Source organism: Corynebacterium sp. 335C, assembly GCF_053525695.1.
In genome coordinates this window covers 431,467-449,539 of the sequence record NZ_JASTTB010000002.1, presented here as the reverse complement: position 1 = coordinate 449,539, position 18,073 = coordinate 431,467, and the positions used below count along the sequence as shown (strand labels likewise).

Below are 18,073 nucleotides of genomic sequence, written 5' to 3'. Positions count from 1 at the left end.
CTACCCGTTCAGGGGCGCGTCCCGGGCCCGGCGAGGATGGCGCGCAGGCGGGAGCCCATGGCCTCCCAGGTCCAGTGGTCGAGGACGTGGCGTCGTCCGGCCTCGCCCATGGCGCGGGCGGCGGCGGGGTCGGCGAGGATGCGGGCGACGGCGTCGCCGATGGCGCGGGCGTCGTGGCCGGGGGCGACGTGGCCGGTGACGCCGTCGACGACGGTTTCGGGGGCGCCGCCGGAGTCGCCGGCGACGACGGGGACGCCGCAGGCCTGGGCCTCGAGGTAGACGATGCCGAGGCCCTCGACATCGAGGCCGCCGCCGCGGGTGCGGGCGGGCATGGCGAAGCAGTCGGCGGCGCAGTAGTGGGCGCGCAGCTCCTCGTAGGGGACGGCTCCGGCGAAGATGATGCGGTCGGCGGCGGAGGAGGCGCGGGCGAGGCGTTCGAGGCGGGCGCGGCCGGGGCCGGAGCCGACGATGAGGAGGCGCGCGTCGGGGGCGTCGCGCAGGATGCGGGGCAGGGCGCGGATGAGCTGGTCCTGGCCCTTGCGGGCGACGAGGCGGGAGATGCAGACGATGAGCTTCTCCCCGTCGGAGACGCCGTGGCGGGCGCGGATCATGGCGCGGCCGCCGGGGTCGGGGCGGAAGAGCTCGGCGTCGACGCCGGAGGGCAGGCGCTCGAAGGCGGTGCGCGGGCCGAACGCGCCCGCGAAGCGGTCGCGGGTGTAGCGGGAGATGTACGTGACGACGTCCGCCGCGTCGCCGATCCTGCGCAGTGCGGCGTGGCCGCCGGGGACCATGGACCAGCCGACTTCGTGGCCGTGGGTGGTGGCGACGATGCGGCGGGCGCCCGCGCGGCGGCAGGCGGGGGCGAGGAGGGCGAGCGGGGCGGCGGCGCCGAACCAGACGACGTCGATGCCGTGGTCGCGGATGATGCGGGCGGCGGCGCGGGCGACGTGCGGCAGCGGCAGCAGGCAGGGATCGGGGAGCCTGACGACGCGGTACGGGACGGCGGCGTCGTGCGCGGCGGTCTCCTCGGAGGGGGTGCGGGTGGAGGCGAGGACGGTGAGCGAGTCGGCCGGGAGGCGGTCGCAGAAGTCCCGCAGGTAGCTCTCGATGCCGCCGGCGCGCGGCGGGAAGTCGTTGGTGATGAGCAGGATGCGGGGCGTGCGCGGTGCGCCGCTCCCCCGGTCGGTCGCGTCGGCCACGGGCGCTCCTAGTAGCGGACGGCGCCCTGGTAGGGGCCGCCCTGGTCGATGGGGACGACCTGGACGGGGATGCCGTAGTCGGAGGCGTGGACGATCATGCCGCCTCCGACGTACATGCCGACGTGGGTGACGCCCGGGTAGTAGCCGATGAGGTCGCCGGGCTGCAGCTGGTCGCGGGAGACGGGGGTGCCTCCGGCGAGCTGGGCCTGGGAGGTGCGGGGGATGGTCTTGCCCATCTGCTGGTAGGCCCAGTACATGAGGCCGGAGCAGTCGAAGGCGTCGGGGCCGGCGGCGCCCCAGGAGTACGGGGAGCCGACCTTGGAGAGGGCGGCGTCGACGACGCCGGCGGCGCCGGCGAAGGCGGCGATGCCGTCGGCGAGGGGGTTGTTCTTCTGCCGCCAGATGGCGAGCTGCTCCGGGGAGAGGGAGTCGACGCGGGCGCGGACCTCCTCCGTGCGGGCGTCGAGTTCGCCGGCGCGGGCCTCGAGCTCGGTGCGGTGGTGCTGGAGCTGGCCGAGCTGGATGCGGGCCTGGGCGTCGGCGGCGGCGGCGCGGGCGTGGGCGTCGGCGGCGGCGCGCTGGGTGTGCTGCGCCTCGTCGAGGAGGGCGTCGGCTTCGCGGGCGAAGGCGGTGACGTAGACCGCGCGATCGATGGCGGACTGGGTGTCGTCGGCGCCGAGCATCGCGGTGAGGGGGTCGACGGAGGTGCCGCGCATGCGCTCGCGGGCGTGGGCGGCGAGGTCGGCGCGGATGGCGTCGGCCTCGTCGCGGACGCGCTCGGCGTGGGCGTGGGCGCGGGCGAGGTCGTTCTGGAGGGTGCCGACGATCTTCTCCTGCTCGGCGACCTGCCCGTCGAGGGCGGTGACCTCCTCGGAGTTGGCCTCCGCCTGGCGGGAGAGCTCCTCGAGCTCGGCGATGATGGAGTCGGCGGTCAGCTCCTGGGCTCCGGCGGCGGGGGCGAGGGCTACGGGGGCGGCGACGGCGCCGGCCGCGGTGGAGGCGGCGGCGAGGCGGCGGAGGCCGGAGGGGCGGCGGCGGAGGTGACGGGGGCTGGACACGTCCTGGTCGGGCCTTTCTGGGTGCGGGCGGGGTGCGGGCCGGGGTCGCGCGGCGGCGCGGGCGGGCGCTGCGGCGCGGGTGCGCGGGCGGCGTTCGTCAACGGGTCATCGTAGCAACGCCGAAACCCCGCGCCAACGCGGGACGCGGGGTTTCCGGGCAGGTCAGCACGCATGTTGCGCGTGTGACCGGTGGTGCGCCGTGGCGGCGCGGGCCGTCTTAGAAGCGGACGGCGGAGTGGTACGGCATGTAGGACATCGGGACCTCCTTGACCACGTCGCCGGCCTGCGGCGCGTGGACGACGTTGCCGCCGCCGGAGTAGATGCCGACGTGGGTGGCGCCGCCGTAGAAGGCGATGATGTCGCCCGGCTGCTCGGCACCCTGGCCGACGCGCTGGCCGGATGCGGCCTGCTCCTGGGAGGTGCGCGGGATGGACTTGCCGACCTGCTGGTAGGCCCAGGAGGTCAGGCCGGAGCAGTCGAACTGGTTCGGGCCGGCGGCGCCCCACACGTACGGGGAACCGATCTTCGAGCGCGCGGCGGAGACGATCTGCTGGCCGGCGGAGACGGCCTGGACCGGGGAAAAGGTCTCGCCCTGGCCGCCGATGGCCTCCTGCAGCTGGCCGCCGTCGATGACGTCCGAGACGGAGCCCGGCAGCTGGGAGCCGGCGACGGACTCGACGGCGTTGATGGCGTCGTTCAGCGGGTTGGCGACGGCGGCCGGGACGGCCAGCGCGGTGGCGGCGACGACGGTGGTGCCGGCGACGGCGATGTTGCGCGTGCGCTTGGTGATGCGGTGGTGCTTACCCATGGTGTGAAACTCCGATATCTTCCTGTTTTGGGCCGACCGGGTTAGCTGACGGGTTCGGAAGGAAGACTTCCTACCCACCGGCTGTGGACCGGTGGGATTCACCCCGGTGAAGGGTGGGCCCCCGGCTCGCGTCCACCCTCGCGGGCTTCGGCGATTAGGCCTGGTGTCCTTTGCATGAGCGCGACCACCGGTGTGGCCCCGCTGCGATGTCTCCGAAAGGTTACGAAACGGGATCGGAGCTTGTCCAGCGACACGCGGCCGATCGTCCCGAAATCAGACCGTGACCGTCGTGCACCCCAACCCGTTATCGACGCGTTACCGAAGGGTCGTCGCCATCACCCCCGAACCGTAACGGTGCCGTAACGATGGTTCCGAGCAGGGCATTTGCGTGAACATGCATATATCGGCACCGGCATCCGGCGGCCGCCCCACGATCGCGCAACTCGGACGAATGTGACCTTCGTCACAGTCGCGATATTCGGGGAACATTCCGCCCCCTGAGTCACGTCCGCACCACGTCCGAGCCGCGTCCGCATCGCATCCGCCCGCCATCCGCGCCATGCCCGCACCGCGCCTCTCGGCCGTGTCGCCCGCCGTCCTACAGTGGTTCCCGTGCCCATCGATCTTCCCCTCCATGACGCCGAATTCGTCGTCGTCGACCTCGAGACGACCGGACTGAAGGCGGGCAGGGACCAGATCGTGGAGATCGGCGCCGTCCGCGTCCGCGGCGGCGAGGCCCTGGGCGAGTTCTCGGAGCTCGTCGACCCGGGGGTGCCGCTGCCCGAGTTCATCGTGGAGCTCACGGGCCTCACGGACGCGGATCTGGAGGGCCGCCCGCAGCTGGGCACGATCCTCCCCCGCTTCCTCGACTTCGCCGCTGGCGCGGTGTGGGTGGCGCACAACGCGCCGTTCGACGTGGGCTTCCTGCGCACCTCGTGCGAGGAGCTGGGCCTGGAGTGGCCGCGGCCGGCGACCGTCGACACGCTCCAGCTTGCCCGCGAGCTCATCCCGAAGCACGTCGTCGGCTCCCGGGGGCTGGACAGCCTGTGCCGGCATTTCGGCATCCGGCGCGAGCGCGCCCACCGGGCGCTGGACGACGCGCGGGCGACGGTCGACGTGCTGCACGCGCTCATCGAGCGCCTCGGCGGCCACGACGTCGACACGGTCGAGGGCGTCCGCTCCTTCCGCTCCGATGTCGACCCGCGCATCCGCGACAAGCGCCGGCTCATCGACGGCGTCCGCCACCGCCCGGGCGTCTACGTGTTCCGCGGCGCGGGCGGCGATCCCCTCTACATCGGCACGGCGGGCGATCTGCGCCGCCGGCTGAACCAGTACTTCAACGGCTCCGATCCGCGCCGCCGCATCCACGAGATGGTGCTGCTGGCGGAGTCCGTCGACGTCGTCGAGTGCGCCCACGAGCTGGAGGCGAACGTGCGGGAGGCGCGGATGCTCGCCTCGCTGCGGCCGCCGTACAACCGTCGGTCGACGGAGCCGGGCCGCGGCTGGTACCTCGTGCCGTCGCCGCGGGCCGAGGGCGGAGCCCGCGCATCCCGCTCCCCCGCCGCCCCGGCGGGTGCGGTGGGCCCGTTCCGCACGCGCGCCGACGCGCTCGGCGCCCGCGGGATCATCGCCGACGTCGCGGGCGGCTCCTTCGCGGAGGCCGCGGCGGCGCTCGATTCCGGCGGGGCGGAGCTCCTCGGCTCGCTCGTCGAGCACGTCGGGGCGCTCGCCGCCGCGGGCCGCTACCGCCGCGCGGCGCACGACCGCGACGTCGTCGCATCGCTCATCTCGGCGACGGCGCGCCGGCAGCGGCTCGCGGCCCTCGCGGCGGTGCCCCGCCTGCAGGCGGCCCGGTGGGACGGCGAGGGCGGCTGGGATCTCGCCGTCATCGGCCATGGTCGTCTCGTCGCCGCGGGACGGGCCCCGCGCGGCGCCAACGCGGCGCACGTCGCGACGCTGCTGGCGGACAACGCAGCGGCCGTCGTGCCCGACGACGCTCCCCTGCGCGGCGCGAACCCGCATGAGCTGATGGTGCTGCACCGGTGGCTGCTGCGCGACGATGTCCGCACCGGCCCCGTCGACGGCGGCGTCCCGTGGGCGGAGCCCGTGGACGCGGCGGCGCGGTGGCTGCCGTGGGCCGGCCGGGCGGGCGCGGCGCGGGACGAGGCCCGGGAGGCGGAGCGGGACGCCGATCGCGCCGCCCGGGGCTCCACCCGCGGGGCCGGCCGCGCAACCGCATCGGCCTCCTCGACCGGGGACGCGCCCGGGGGCTCCCCCGAACCCGGCGCCGCCGAACTCCCCTTCGGTGACTGACGGTGAGCGCAACCGGCCCCGCCCGGCCGGACCCGTCCCCACGCGATCGGACCTCTCACGAGCTTCCCACGCACCCCGCCCGTCACACGCATCCCGCCCGGCCCCCGCATCCACGCCCACCGACGCCGCGACAACCCGGTCCGCCACAGTCGCCCTATTAAATAAGGAAAGGAACGACGAAGGGGCGCGGGGCGCGGCGGACCCCGTCCACCGCGCCCCGCGCCCCGGGGATGCGACTCCCCCGCGCCGGCTACCGGCCGGCGGCGGACTCCATGATGCCGATGCAGCGCCCGGAGTCGAGCGTCTCGCGGGCGATCTCCAGCTTCTCGGCCATGACCTCGCGGAGCGGGCGGCCGCCGAGCCCGGCGGCGGCGGTGAGCGCGGCCGCGGCGTTGAGCAGAACGGCGTCGCGGACGGGGCCCTTGTCCTCGCCGGCCCACACGCGGCGGGCGACGTCGGCGTTGAACTCCGGGGTGCCGCCGCGCAGCGCGTCGGCGGGCGCGTAGTCCATGCCGTAGTCGGCGGGGTCGATGACGTCGGCGCGGACCTCGCCGTCCTCGACGACGTAGACGTCGGTCGGGGCGGTGACGGTGACCTCGTCGAGGCCGTCGCGGCCGCGGATGACCAGGACGCGCTGGCCGCGGCGGGCGAACGCCTTGGCCATCGTCTCCATCTGGTCGGCGAAGGCGCAGCCGATGAGCGACGCCGGCGGCTGCGCCGGGTTGGTCAGGGGGCCGAGGAGGTTGAACAGCGTCGGGACGCCGAGCGCGCCGCGCACCGGGCCGGCGAAGCGCATCGCCTGGTGATACGTCGCGGCGAAGAGGAACGTCATGCGGAAGTCGGGATGCTCGGGCGAGCGGACGCGCCCGTCGGCGATGTCGATGCCGAAGGCCTCCAGCATGTCGGCGCCGCCGGACTTCGAGGACGCCGCACGGTTGCCGTGCTTGACGACGGGCGTGCCCGCCGCGGCCACCACGGCGGAGGTCATCGTGGAGATGTTCACGGTGTGCGCGCCGTCTCCGCCCGTGCCGACGATGTCGACGGAGCGGTCGAGGTCCTCGACGTCGGCTTCGCGGGCGAAGGAGAGCATGCCGTCGGCGGCGGCGTCGAGCTCGGCCGGGGTGATGCCCTTGGCGAAGATGCCGAAGGCGAAGGCGGCGACGTGGGCGTCGTCGGCGCGGCCGGACATGATCTCGTCCATGGCGAAGCGGACGTCCTCGGCCGGGACCTCCCGGCGGGCGCCGATCGCGCCGAGCACGCGCCGCCAGGTCTGCTGGGTGGTCCGCTCGGTCGTTCCGGTCATGCGTCGGCTCCTCACGTCGTCGGTGGCGCGGGGCGGGGCGCGGGCCGGGCGCCTCGCCCGGCCGGCCGCCGCCTCCGCGGTGCTTCCTCGATTGCACTGTATTTAATGGGGCGCGCCGCCGCGTGCCGTTCGGCCCGCGCGGGCGCCCGTCACGGGGAAGCATACCGATCGGTACGGACCGCGGGCGCGGCAACCCCGGCACGACGACCCCTCCCGTCCGGCCCCTCCCCGCACGCCGCTCCCCCGTGCGGCGGGCCGAATCGGTGCCTGATGCGGGGTGGGGTAGGATCGGTCGGAGCACCCGGCGACGGGTGCGGCGCCGCGCGGAGGGGGATGCGCGGCGGGGCCCGCCGGCCGCCCGGGACGGGGCCGCGCGGCGGCCGCGCCCGGACCGCTCGCACGGCCCGTCGGATGAAGCGCCCGAAGAGTTCCCGCCACCCCGGAATCTTTGAAAAATCTCAGGAACCTCGACTCGCGACCTGGACTTTTGGAAAAAACGGGGTCAAAACGGGGGTTGCGACGTGACTAGAACCTAAGAAGAGTCCATACTGTTCTATGTGACGAGCGCAGTTGAAAACCAAGGTATGACAGCACCGCGTCGTGCCGCGACATTGAACCGGCCCAACATGGTCAGTGTCGGCACGATCGTGTTCCTGTCTCAGGAATTGATGTTCTTCGCCGGCCTGTTCGCGATGTACTTCGTGTCGCGCGCGAACGGGCAGGGCCAGTCGTGGGATTGGGGCACCGGGCACCTGAACGTGCCCTACGCCCTTCTGATCACGGTGATCCTGGTGTCGTCGTCGTTCACCGCCCAGTGGGGCGTGTTCGCGGCGGAGCGGGGCGACGTGTTCGGTCTCCGCCGGTGGTACCTGCTCACCATCGTCCTCGGCTCGATCTTCCTGGTCGGCCAGGCGTACGAGTACATGACCCTGGTCGGCCACGGCCTCACCATCCAGAACTCCATCTACGGTTCGGTGTTCTTCATCACGACGGGCTTCCACGCCGCCCACGTCCTGGCCGGCGTCCTCGCCTTCGTGGTGGTCCTCATCCGCACCGCCCGTGCGAAGTTCACCCCGGCCCAGGCCACCGCCGCCATCGTCGTGTCCTACTACTGGCACTTCGTCGACGTCGTGTGGATCGGCCTGTTCATCACCATTTACTTCATCAAGTAGGCCGTAGCGGCCGCACCTGACGCGCGGCCTACAGCCCATCCACTTTCCGACCAGTCTCAAAGGGAAAAAGATGGAAACCACCAACACCGACCAGCCGGGGCGCGGCACGTCCCGGCCGGCGGCCCGCAGCAAGAAGGGCCGCCGCAAGATGCGTCGCACCGCCTCCGGCGCGATGGCCCTGGCCCTGGCGCTCTCGGGCGCCGGCTTCGTGGCCTCCGCCGTCACCCCCGATGCGCAGACCGCCCAGGCCAACCAGGACGAGGTCGCCCTGGTCAAGGAGGGCAAGGAGCTCTACGACGTCGCCTGCATCACGTGCCATGGCGTGAACCTGCAGGGCGTCGAGGGCCGCGGCAAGTCCCTCATCGGCGTCGGCGAGGGCGCCGTGTACTTCCAGGTGCACTCCGGACGCATGCCGATGCTGGCCAACGACGCCCAGGCCGAGCGCAAGACCCCGCGCTACTCCGAGCAGCAGGCGCTGGCCCTCGCGGCCTACGTCCACTCCAACGGCGGCGGCGCCTCCCTCGTCCGCGACGAGGACGGCAAGCTGGCCATGGAGACCCTCCGCGGCAAGTCCACCGAGAACGGTGAGCTGCACGCCGAGGACATCGCCCGCGGCTCCGAGCTGTTCCGCCTGAACTGCGCGTCCTGCCACAACTTCACCGGTCGTGGCGGCGCGCTGTCCTCCGGCAAGTACGCCCCGGTCCTCGACCCGGCGAACGAGCAGGAGATCTACCAGGCCATGCTCACCGGCCCGCAGAACATGCCGAAGTTCTCCGACCGCCAGCTGTCGGAGGACGAGAAGAAGGACATCATCGCCTTCATCAAGGCCTCCAAGGAGACCCCGAACCCCGGCGGCTACGGCCTCGGCGGCATCGGCCCGGTCGCCGAGGGCCTCTTCATGTGGATTGCCGGCATCGTCGCGCTCGTCGCGACGGCTATGTGGATTGGATCCCGCCGATGAGCGACAACAACATCAAGAAGAACTACAGCTCCGACGAGCTGTCCAAGATGAGCAACGAGGAGCTCGCGCGCCTCGGCACCGAGCTCGACGACGTCACCATCGCGTACCGCAAGGACCGGTGGCCGATCGAGGGCGACCCGGCGGAGAAGCGCGCCGAGCGCGGCATCATCTACTGGCTCATCGCGTCCGTCCTGCTGGGCGTGGCGTTCATCGCCGTCTACCTCTTCTGGCCCTGGGAGTACAAGGGCCACGGCGAGGAGGGCCTCGGCCTCTACACCGCCTACACCCCGCTGCTGGGCTTCACCCTCGGCGGCTGCGTCGTCGCCCTGGGCGTCGCGGCGGTGAAGTACACCAAGAAGTTCATCCCGGAGGAGATCTCCGTCCAGCGCCGCCATGACGGCCCGTCGGACGAGGTCGACCAGAAGACCATCGTCGCCCTGCTGAACGACTCCTGGCAGACCTCCACCCTGGGCCGCCGCAAGGCGCTCGCGGGCCTGCTGGGCACGGGCGCGGTCCTCGCCGGCATCGGCATGGTCCTCCCCCTCGGCGGCATGATCAAGAACCCGTGGCGCCCGCGCCACGAGCTCGACGTCACCGGCGACGGCACCCTGTGGACCACCGGCTGGACGCTGGCCGCCCACGGCGAGAAGGTCTACCTGGGCCGCGACACCGGCGCCATCGCCGAGGAGGGCCACCACGGCTACTCCACCCACGGCGTCTCCCGCCTGGTGCGCATCCGCCCGGAGGACCTGTCCGCCGGCGCGATGGAGACCGTGTTCCCGCTGCTGGACGGCGACGTGAACGACGGCGACCGCTACGACGCGCACGCCGACGTCTACGAGCACCACATGCACTCCATCCACGGTTCCCGCAACCCCGTGATGCTCATCCGCCTGCGCTCGCAGGATGCGGCGAAGGCCGTGCTCCGCGAGGGCCAGGAGGACTTCCACTACGGCGACTTCTTCGCCTACTCGAAGATCTGCACGCACATCGGCTGCCCGACCTCTCTGTACGAGGCGCAGACGAACCGCATCCTGTGCCCCTGCCACCAGTCGCAGTTCAATGCTCTGGAGTACGGCAAGCCGGTCTTCGGCCCGGCCGCCCGAGCCCTGCCCGAGCTGCCCATCAATGTTGACGAGGAAGGTTTCCTCTACGCCGACGGCGACTTCCGCGAGCCCGTCGGCCCGGCCTTCTGGGAGCGTAAGTCATGACCAACACCACCCGCATCGCGCATGCCGCGCGAAACATGGACGACCGGTACACGATGGCCTCCGGCATGCGCCGGCAGCTGAACAAGGTCTTCCCGACCCACTGGTCCTTCCTGCTGGGCGAGATCGCGCTGTACAGCTTCGTCGTCCTGCTGCTGTCGGGCGTCTACCTGACGCTGTTCTTCGACCCGTCCCTGTCGAAGGTCATCTACGACGGCGCGTACGCGCCGCTGAACGGCGTGGAGATGTCCCGCGCCTACGAGACCGCCCTGAACCTCTCGTTCGAGGTGCGCGGCGGCCTGTTCATCCGCCAGGTCCACCACTGGGCCGCGCTGCTGTTCGCCATCTCGATCATGGCGCACATGTTCCGCATCTTCTTCACGGGTGCGTTCCGCAAGCCGCGTGAGGCGAACTGGGTCATCGGCGGCGTCCTGCTGCTGCTGTCCGTCGCCGAGGGCTTCATGGGCTACTCCCTGCCGGACGACCTGCTGTCCGGCGTCGGCCTCCGCATCATGTCCGCCATCATCATCGGCCTCCCGGTCATCGGCACCTGGATGCACTGGATGATGTTCAACGGCGACTTCCCGGGCGACATGATCATCCCGCGCCTGTACATCGCGCACGTGCTGCTCATCCCGGCCCTGCTGCTCGGCCTCATCGCCGCGCACCTGGCGCTGGTCTGGTACCAGAAGCACACCCAGTTCCCCGGCCCCGGCCGCACGGAGAACAACGTCGTCGGCATCCGCATCATGCCGGTGTTCGCCGTCAAGTCCGTCGCGTTCGGAGCCCTGAACGTCGGCTTCCTGTTCCTGCTGGGCGGCCTGTTCCAGATCAACGCCATCTGGAACCTGGGCCCGTACAACCCGTCGCAGGTCTCCGCCGGCTCCCAGCCGGACATCTACATGCTCTGGACGGACGGCGCGGCCCGCGTCATGCCGGCCTGGGAGCTCTACCTCGGCAACTACACCATCCCGGCCGTGTTCTGGGTCGCCCTGCTCTGTGGCGTGCTGGTCATCCTGCTGTTCGCCTACCCCTGGATCGAGGCGAAGCTGACGGGCGACGACAAGCACCACAACCTGCTGCAGCGTCCGCGCGACGTTCCGGTCCGCTCCGGCCTGGGTGCCGCGGCGATCACGTTCTACGCCATCCTGACCCTGTCGGGCGGCAACGACCTCATCGCCTACCACTTCCAGATCTCGCTGAACGCGATGACCTGGGTCGGCCGAATCGGCCTCATCATCCTGCCGCCGATCGCGTACTTCGTCACGTACCGCATCTGCATCGGCCTGCAGCGCTCCGACCGCGCCGTGCTCGAGCACGGCATCGAGACGGGCGTCATCAAGCAGCTGCCGTCCGGCGAGTTCATCGAGGTCCACCAGCCGCTCGGCCCGGTGGACGAGCACGGCCACGCGGTGCCGCTGGAGTACCAGGGCGCCTACGTGCCGAAGCAGATGAACGAGCTCGGCTCCGCCGGCCTGCCGGCCCGCGGCGGGTTCCTGAAGTCCGACCCGGCGCACATCACCGCCGAGGCCGACCGCATCGCGCACGACAACCACGAGCAGGAGACGGAGATGTTCCGTCAGCTCGAGGCCCGCAACGCCGAGGATCGCGCCAACCGCGACCACTAGGCCGGGCCGCGGGGCACCGCCCCGAGACTGCGCTCACGCCGCCCCCTCCCCGGGGTCACCCGGGGAGGGGGCGGTTTTTCGCGTCCGCGCGGGCCGGCACGGGGCGCCGCCCCCGGGGCCGGCCACCGCGGCCGCGCACCGGCGCCCGCCGCGCGGCAGGGGTCGCCGTCGACACGCGAACGCAACCGAGGCGCACGCTCAGCGTGCGCGTGACGACGCCCCGGGCCCCGCGCCGCCTGCGATTTCCGGGCATCCCCGCGCGGTATCATGGAGGGGTCACGCCGCAGCTCCGGCGCGGCCCCTCCCCTACCCCAGGAGCAAGCCATGGCCACCACCGTCACCGGGTCCGTGGACGCGGGCGCCACCCAGCTCGTCGCCAACGACGTCCACTACGACTACGAGGGCACGCCGGTGCTGGAGGGGGTGAACCTGACGCTGTCGGCGGGCGACGTCCTCGGCCTCGTCGGGGACAACGGCTCCGGCAAGTCGACGCTGCTGTGGATCCTGTCGGGCCGGCGCAAGCCGACGTCCGGCAAGGTGACGCACCAGGGCGTCCGCGCGCTGGGCTCGCAGGAGCTGAACGCCCCGTTCGACTCGACGGGCCGGATGCTCGTGGAGGAGGCGCTGGGGCCGTCGCGGCGCCGCCTGGAGGAGCTGGAGCGCGCCTCCGAGGCCATGGCGGAGGCGACGACCGAGGAGGCGTCCGCGGAGGCGGAGAACCGCTACGGCGACGTCTTCTCGGACGTCATGGCGCACGACGACTGGAACGCGGAGCACAACGCGGAAGTCGTCCTCGACCACCTGGGGCTCACGGGCGACGGACCGGACGGGCCGCTGCTGGACCAGCTGACGGTGGAGATGTCCGGCGGCCAGCGGGCGCGCCTCGGCCTGGCGCTGACGCTCATCCGCAAGCCGGAGATCCTGCTCCTCGACGAGCCGACGAACCACCTCGACGACCGGGGCCGGGACCTCATCATCGACACGATCCACGAGCACCCGGGCATCGTCGTCGTCGCCACGCACGACCGCGACTTCCTCGACGAGGTGTGCACGCACATCGGCGACCTCATCCCCGGCCGCGGGGGCCTCGGCATGTTCCGCGGCAACTGGACGGCCTACGACCGCCACAGGCGCCACGCCCGCCAGCTGTGGGAGCACCAGTGGCGCACGGAGGAGCACGAGCGCGACCGCCTGTCGCGGACCATCGACAAGGCCAACGCGGAGGACGAGCGCGAGCTGGTGCGCTCCGACAACGACAAGATGGCGTTCGACGCCGCCGGCGGTCGCGTGGAGCGCCAGCGCGCCCGCCGCATCCGCGCCGCCCGCCAGCGCCTCGACGAGCTGGAGGAGGACGGCGTGACGAAGCCGCCGGCGCTCCTCGGCTTCGACGCGCCCATCACCGCTCCCCCGTCGACGAAGCGCGTCGCGGCGGGCTCGGACGAGGACTTCCACATCCGCCTGCGGGGCGTGGTGGTGCCGGACCGCATCCACGTCGGCACGCTGACGGTGCGGCCGGGCGACGTCGTCGTCATCACGGGCCCCAACGGCGCCGGCAAGTCGACGCTGATGTCCGTCATGTCCGGAGAGACCTCCCCGCAGGCCGGCGAGGCCCGCATTGGCCTGGGCGCGCGCGTGGGCGTGCTGCACCAGGAGCAGGACTGGGCGGACCCGACGAAGTCTGCTCGGCAGCTCTACGAGGACCTGCAGTCCTCCACCGTCGACTTCGACGACCTGGGGTTGCTGAGCCCGGAGGACGCCGAGCGGCCCGTCGGCGACCTGTCGGTGGGCCAGCAGCGCCGCGTGGCGCTCGCGCTCGTGGTGGCGGATCCGCCGGAGGTGCTGCTGCTCGACGAGCCGACGAACCACCTGTCGGTCGACCTCATCGAGGAGGTCCAGGACGCCATCGCGGCCGCCGAGGGCACCGTCGTCGTCATCACCCACGACCGCCGCATGGTGGAGCGCCTGGAGGCCCGCCACCTCGTCGTGGAGTCCGGCCACGTCACGGAGCTGCCGCGCGGCCAGCGCCCGGTGGAGTACGCCTGACGGCGGGCGCGCGACGGCGCGCGACGGCACGCGCCTGGCCGCGGCCCGACGACGGGGCGCCCCGGTCCGCACCCGGTGCGGCGGGGCGCCCCTCTTTCATGCGCGTGACGACGGGCGCCGCCGTGCCCCGCGCACGCGAAAAGACCGCCCCTCCACCGGAAGGCCTGGTGGAGGGGCGGTCGTCCCGTGCCGTGCGCGGCCGGGGCCGGCGCGGCGGGCGGAGTGCTAGTGCTTCTCCGGCGGGATGAGGTACTGGGTGTTCAGTCGGGTGGCGGCCCAGATGAGGACCACGGCGCCGACCACGATGAGCCACATCTGCCAGAAGGCGATGCCGGCGCCCATGAGGAAGATGCCCATGGTCATCACGAACGGCCAGATGGAGCTGGCGGAGAAGAAGCCCAGGGTGCCGGAGCCGTCGGAGATCTCGGCCTCCTCCCAGTCGGACGGGGTGATGTCGGAGCGGTTCTCCGTGAAATGGAGGTAGACGCCGAGCATCAGGGTCAGGAGGGCGGCCATGACCAGGCCGGTGGCGCCGACCCACTCGAGGCGGCCGTGGTTCTCGTTGATGACGTTGCCCGTGTCCTGGACGTACATCGTGGCGAAGATGTACACCACGGCCATGACGACGAGGAACACCGTGAGGGCGTAGAACAGCTTGGCGGAGGACTTCATTTCCGTGCCTTTCCTTCGTGTCCCTGATTAGTTCTGGGCGTTGAGGTCGACCGTGTTCGCGCCACGGTCGCCCATGTCGCGGGTGTCGGTGCGGCCCGGGTTGAACGGGGAGGTGGAGATGGCGTAGCCCGGCTCGCCGATGTGCTCGAGGGCCTGGGCGTTGGTGGCCTGCGGGTTCTCGCGGCGGAAGTTGATGTACTCGGCGAACTGCTCGCGGGAGACCGCGCGGATCTCGAAGTTCATCATGGCGTGGTAGGTGCCGCACATCTCGGCGCAGCGGCCGACGAAGGCGTTGCGGGCCTCATCGTTCGGGTTGGCGATGGGGCGGGACTCCATCAGCTCCGGGGAGATCTCCTCGATCTGGAACACGCGCTGGGCCTTGTTGGCCTCCGGGTGCGGGAACGCGTCGCGCTTGAAGAGGAACTCCGGGACCCAGAAGGAGTGGACGACGTCGGCGGAGGCCAGGTCGAACTCGATGGCGGTCTCGGTCGGGAGCACCAGGACCGGCACCTCGTCGGTGGAGCCCAGGGTCTCGATCTCGTTGAAGTTCAGGTAGGACATGTCCGCGGTCGACTGGCCGTGGATCGGGTAGTCCTTCTGCTGCGGGGCGTTCGGGTCATGCGGGGCGGCGTGGTGGCCGGACTCGGAGAAGTAGACCTCCGGGTCCTCGCCCGGGATGCGGCCGGTGTACTCCTCGCCGCCGAGCAGCTCGCCGGAGACGTTGGCGTAGCCGAACTTCCAGTTCCACTGGAAGGCGGTGACGTCGACGGTGACCTCGGGCTCCTTGTCCAGGGCCGTGACCTCGTCCTGCGTCTGCACGGTGAAGAAGAACAGCACCATGACGATGAGGATCGGCAGGGCCGTGAGGACCAGCTCGACCGGGACGTTGTAGGCGGTCTGGCGCGGGAACTCGTCGTCGCCGCGCTTCTCCGCCTTCTTCGCGGTGAACGCCGCGGCGGAGTAGAGGGTGATGCCCCAGACGATGATGCCGATGATCCACGCGGCGACCCAGACCCAGACCCAGAAGTTGCCCATGGCCTGGGACTCCGGGGTCACGCCCTGCGGCCAGCCGAAGCGGAGCGCCTGGAAGAACGCGTTGTCCGGCGGGGCGACGTCGCAGCCCGCGAGGAGGGCGCCGCCGCCGGCGAGGGCGCCGGCGAGGCCGAGCTTACGGAGTGCGCCGTGCTCTTTACGCTGATTCACGTGTGTCTGCCTTCCTGATCCACACATTCCCTGGGAGGTCCCGATCACGGGTGAGGCGACGGGGCAGGGATGATCCTTTCCCATGCAGGGTATCCCATTCCTGTGAATTCTCCACACCGGATGGGCCGCTGGGGTGGCTGCAAGTATAACGCTGCTGATAAAAGCCTGAGAAGCCCCCGGCCTCCGGGGGTGGCGGCGTGTCCCGTGATGTGGATCACGCTTGACGACGGCACCCTCGCCGGCGCGCCGGCCTCCCCCGCGGCGGACCGGCCTCCCCGCCCGCGGCGCTGCGCGCCGCGCTCCCCAGCGGCGCGCCCGCCGCGATGCCGGTCCGGGGCGCCCGCGGCGCTAGGCTGGTGCGACGAACCGCAACGCGGCCCCGCCGGCGCACCCTCCGCCGCGGCCGCACCCTCGCACGAAAGGTCCCCCGTTTCATATGTGTGGTCTCCTCGGCATCCTCGCGGCCAAGGGCGACGCCGCCGATCTCCAGCCCGCGGTCGAGCGCGCCCTGCCGTGCATGCGGCACCGCGGCCCGGACTCCGACGGCACGTGGCACGACGCCGACGCGGTGTTCGGCTTCAACCGCCTGTCCATCATCGACCTCGAGCACAGCCATCAGCCGCTGACGTGGGGCCCGGAGGGCGAGCCGGACCGCTACGCCATGACGTTCAACGGCGAGATCTACAACTATGTAGAGCTGCGCGAGGAGCTGTCGCACGCGGGCTACTCCTTCAACACGGAGGGCGACGGCGAGCCGATCGTCGTCGGCTTCCACCACTGGGGGCCGGACGTCGTCAAGCACCTGCGCGGCATGTTCGGCATCGCGATCTGGGACACGAAGGAGCGCGTGATGTTCCTCGCGCGCGATCGCTTCGGCATCAAGCCCCTCTACTACGTGACGACGGACCGCGGCACGGCCTTCTCCTCCGAGAAGAAGTCGCTGCTGGAGATGGCGCCGGAGATGGGCTTCGACGCCAAGGAGCTCGACCGCCGCGCGCTGGTCCACTACACCGACCTGCAGTACGTGCCGGAGCCGGAGAGCCTGCACAAGGCGGTCCGCCGACTGGAGTCCGGCTGCCACGCCACCGTGAAGCCCGGCGGCGAGGTGGAGCAGGTCCGCTACTTCGAGCCCCGGTTCCCGGTGCGCCCGGTGCCGGCCGGTTCGGAGCAGGCCGTCTTCGATCGCATCGCCGAGGTGATGGAGGACTCCGTCGCCAAGCACATGCGCGCCGACGTGACGGTGGGCTCCTTCCTCTCCGGCGGCATCGACTCCACCGCGATCGCGACGCTGGCGAAGCGCCACAACCCGAACCTGCTCACCTTCACCACGGGCTTCGAGCGCAAGGGCTTCTCGGAGGTCGACGTCGCCGCGGAGTCGGCGGCGGCGATCGGCGTGGAGCACATCGTGAAGGTCGTCTCCCCCGAGGAGTTCGCGAACGTCATCCCGGAGATCATCTGGTTCCTCGACGACCCGGTGGCCGACCCGGCGCTGGTGCCGCTGTACTTCGTCGCCGCGGAGGCCCGCAAGCACGTGAAGGTCGTGCTGTCGGGCGAGGGCGCCGACGAGCTGTTCGGCGGCTACACCATCTACAAGGAGCCGCTGTCGCTCAAGCCGTTCGAGCGCGTGCCCGGCCTGCTGAAGAAGGGCCTGGCCCGCGTAGGCGAGGCGCTGCCCGACGGCGTCCGCGGCAAGTCGCTGCTGCAGCGCGGCACGACGCCGCTGGAGGATCGCTACTACGGCAACGCCCGCTCCTTCAACTGGGAGCAGCGGCACGACGTCCTGCCGTGGGCCACCCGCGACATGGACCACCGCGAGGTCACCGCGCCCATCTACGCCCGGTCGGAGCACATGGACCCGGTGACGCGCATGCAGCACCTGGACCTGTTCACGTGGCTGCGCGGAGACATCCTGGTGAAGGCCGACAAGATCACCATGGCGAACTCCCTGGAGCTGCGCGTGCCGTTCCTGGACAAGGAGGTCTTCTCCGTCGCCGAGACCCTGCCGGTCGACATGAAGGTCGCCAACGGCACCACGAAGTACGCGCTGCGCAAGGCGATGGAGCAGATCGTTCCGGCGCACGTGCTGAACCGCCGGAAGCTGGGCTTCCCGGTGCCGATCCGCCACTGGCTGGCCGGCGACGAGCTGCGCGGCTGGGCGGAGGACGTCATCCGCTCCTCGCAGACCGACGAGCTCATCGACAAGGCCGCCGTCCTGCGGATGCTGGAGGAGCACCACCCGACCGAGCGCGACCACTCCCGCCGCCTGTGGACGGTGCTGGCCTTCATGATCTGGCACGGCATCTTCATCGAGGAGCGCATCCGCCCGGAGATCCCGCACCGCGACTACCCGGTCCAGCTGTAGGGCGCCGCTCCCCCGCCGTCGCGTGACGACGGCGGCCGCCGCGGTACGGGGTACCGCGCGTCGGCCGTCGTCCGGCGCGCGTCCCCGGTGCGGCGCGAAAAACCGCCCCGGTCCGGCCGTGATGGCCGTGGACCGGGGCGGTG

Annotated in this window: 13 protein-coding genes and 1 riboswitch; of the genes, 7 read left to right on the top strand and 6 right to left on the bottom strand. The window is 71.6% G+C overall.

Translation table 11 applies throughout. The features are described from left to right. Positions 1-8: 8 nt before the first annotated feature. From QQS41_RS08940 to QQS41_RS08930, 3 genes are all read right to left on the bottom strand, one after another. Positions 9-1,199, bottom strand: coding sequence for a glycosyltransferase family 4 protein (locus tag QQS41_RS08940; protein ID WP_448852352.1), 1,191 nt, complete (start codon positions 1,197-1,199; stop codon positions 9-11). 8 nt (positions 1,200-1,207) lie between these two features. Further along, positions 1,208-2,257 (bottom strand): NlpC/P60 family protein, encoded by a 1,050-nt coding sequence (locus tag QQS41_RS08935; RefSeq protein WP_448852351.1) that lies wholly within the window; start codon positions 2,255-2,257, stop codon positions 1,208-1,210. Between the two features lie 217 nt (positions 2,258-2,474). Beyond that, a complete protein-coding gene (locus tag QQS41_RS08930; protein ID WP_448852350.1) occupies positions 2,475-3,065 on the bottom strand; it encodes a C40 family peptidase in 591 nt (196 codons plus the stop codon). Between the two features lie 15 nt (positions 3,066-3,080). After that, a riboswitch (cyclic di-AMP (ydaO/yuaA leader) is annotated at positions 3,081-3,235 on the bottom strand. A 442-nt stretch (positions 3,236-3,677) separates the two neighbouring features. On the opposite strand from QQS41_RS08930, the gene QQS41_RS08925 reads away from it, so the two are divergent. After that, the gene (locus tag QQS41_RS08925) at positions 3,678-5,378 is read left to right on the top strand and encodes a DEDD exonuclease domain-containing protein (RefSeq protein ID WP_448852349.1); all 1,701 of its coding nucleotides are present in this window, start codon (positions 3,678-3,680) and stop codon (positions 5,376-5,378) included. 250 nt (positions 5,379-5,628) lie between these two features. Here the strand turns inward: QQS41_RS08925 and trpD are convergent, their stop codons facing one another. Next, positions 5,629-6,681, bottom strand: a complete 1,053-nt coding sequence (trpD, locus tag QQS41_RS08920; protein ID WP_448852348.1) for an anthranilate phosphoribosyltransferase — start codon at positions 6,679-6,681, stop codon at positions 5,629-5,631. A 557-nt stretch (positions 6,682-7,238) separates the two neighbouring features. Here trpD and ctaE point away from each other — a divergent pair. From ctaE to QQS41_RS08895, 5 genes are all read left to right on the top strand, one after another. Beyond that, positions 7,239-7,853 carry an aa3-type cytochrome oxidase subunit III gene (gene ctaE, locus QQS41_RS08915; protein ID WP_448852347.1) on the top strand — a complete coding sequence of 205 codons (615 nt, stop codon included), beginning with the start codon at positions 7,239-7,241 and terminating at the stop codon, positions 7,851-7,853. A gap of 70 nt (positions 7,854-7,923) precedes the next feature. Then, complete coding sequence (qcrC, locus tag QQS41_RS08910; protein WP_448852346.1) at positions 7,924-8,814, top strand: cytochrome bc1 complex diheme cytochrome c subunit; 891 nt, start codon at positions 7,924-7,926, stop codon at positions 8,812-8,814. Then, positions 8,811-10,025, top strand: a complete 1,215-nt coding sequence (gene qcrA / locus QQS41_RS08905; RefSeq protein WP_448852345.1) for a cytochrome bc1 complex Rieske iron-sulfur subunit — start codon at positions 8,811-8,813, stop codon at positions 10,023-10,025. The genes qcrC and qcrA overlap by 4 nt, the downstream gene beginning before the upstream one ends. Then, positions 10,022-11,650, top strand: coding sequence for a cytochrome bc1 complex cytochrome b subunit (gene qcrB / locus QQS41_RS08900; protein ID WP_448852344.1), 1,629 nt, complete (start codon positions 10,022-10,024; stop codon positions 11,648-11,650). The genes qcrA and qcrB overlap by 4 nt, the downstream gene beginning before the upstream one ends. Positions 11,651-11,974: 324 nt before the next feature. Then, positions 11,975-13,693: an ABC-F family ATP-binding cassette domain-containing protein gene (locus QQS41_RS08895; protein ID WP_448852343.1), complete on the top strand. Its 1,719-nt coding sequence runs from the start codon at positions 11,975-11,977 to the stop codon at positions 13,691-13,693. A gap of 225 nt (positions 13,694-13,918) precedes the next feature. Here QQS41_RS08895 and ctaF read toward each other — a convergent pair whose 3' ends face one another. Beyond that, entirely contained in the window at positions 13,919-14,365 is a 447-nt protein-coding gene (gene ctaF / locus QQS41_RS08890) for an aa3-type cytochrome oxidase subunit IV (RefSeq protein WP_448852342.1), read from the bottom strand. Between the two features lie 27 nt (positions 14,366-14,392). Further along, positions 14,393-15,568, bottom strand: a complete 1,176-nt coding sequence (ctaC, locus tag QQS41_RS08885) for an aa3-type cytochrome oxidase subunit II (protein ID WP_448852341.1) — start codon at positions 15,566-15,568, stop codon at positions 14,393-14,395. A gap of 436 nt (positions 15,569-16,004) precedes the next feature. On the opposite strand from ctaC, the gene asnB reads away from it, so the two are divergent. Further along, positions 16,005-17,930 (top strand): asparagine synthase (glutamine-hydrolyzing), encoded by a 1,926-nt coding sequence (gene asnB / locus QQS41_RS08880; protein ID WP_448852340.1) that lies wholly within the window; start codon positions 16,005-16,007, stop codon positions 17,928-17,930. Positions 17,931-18,073: the final 143 nt, after the last annotated feature.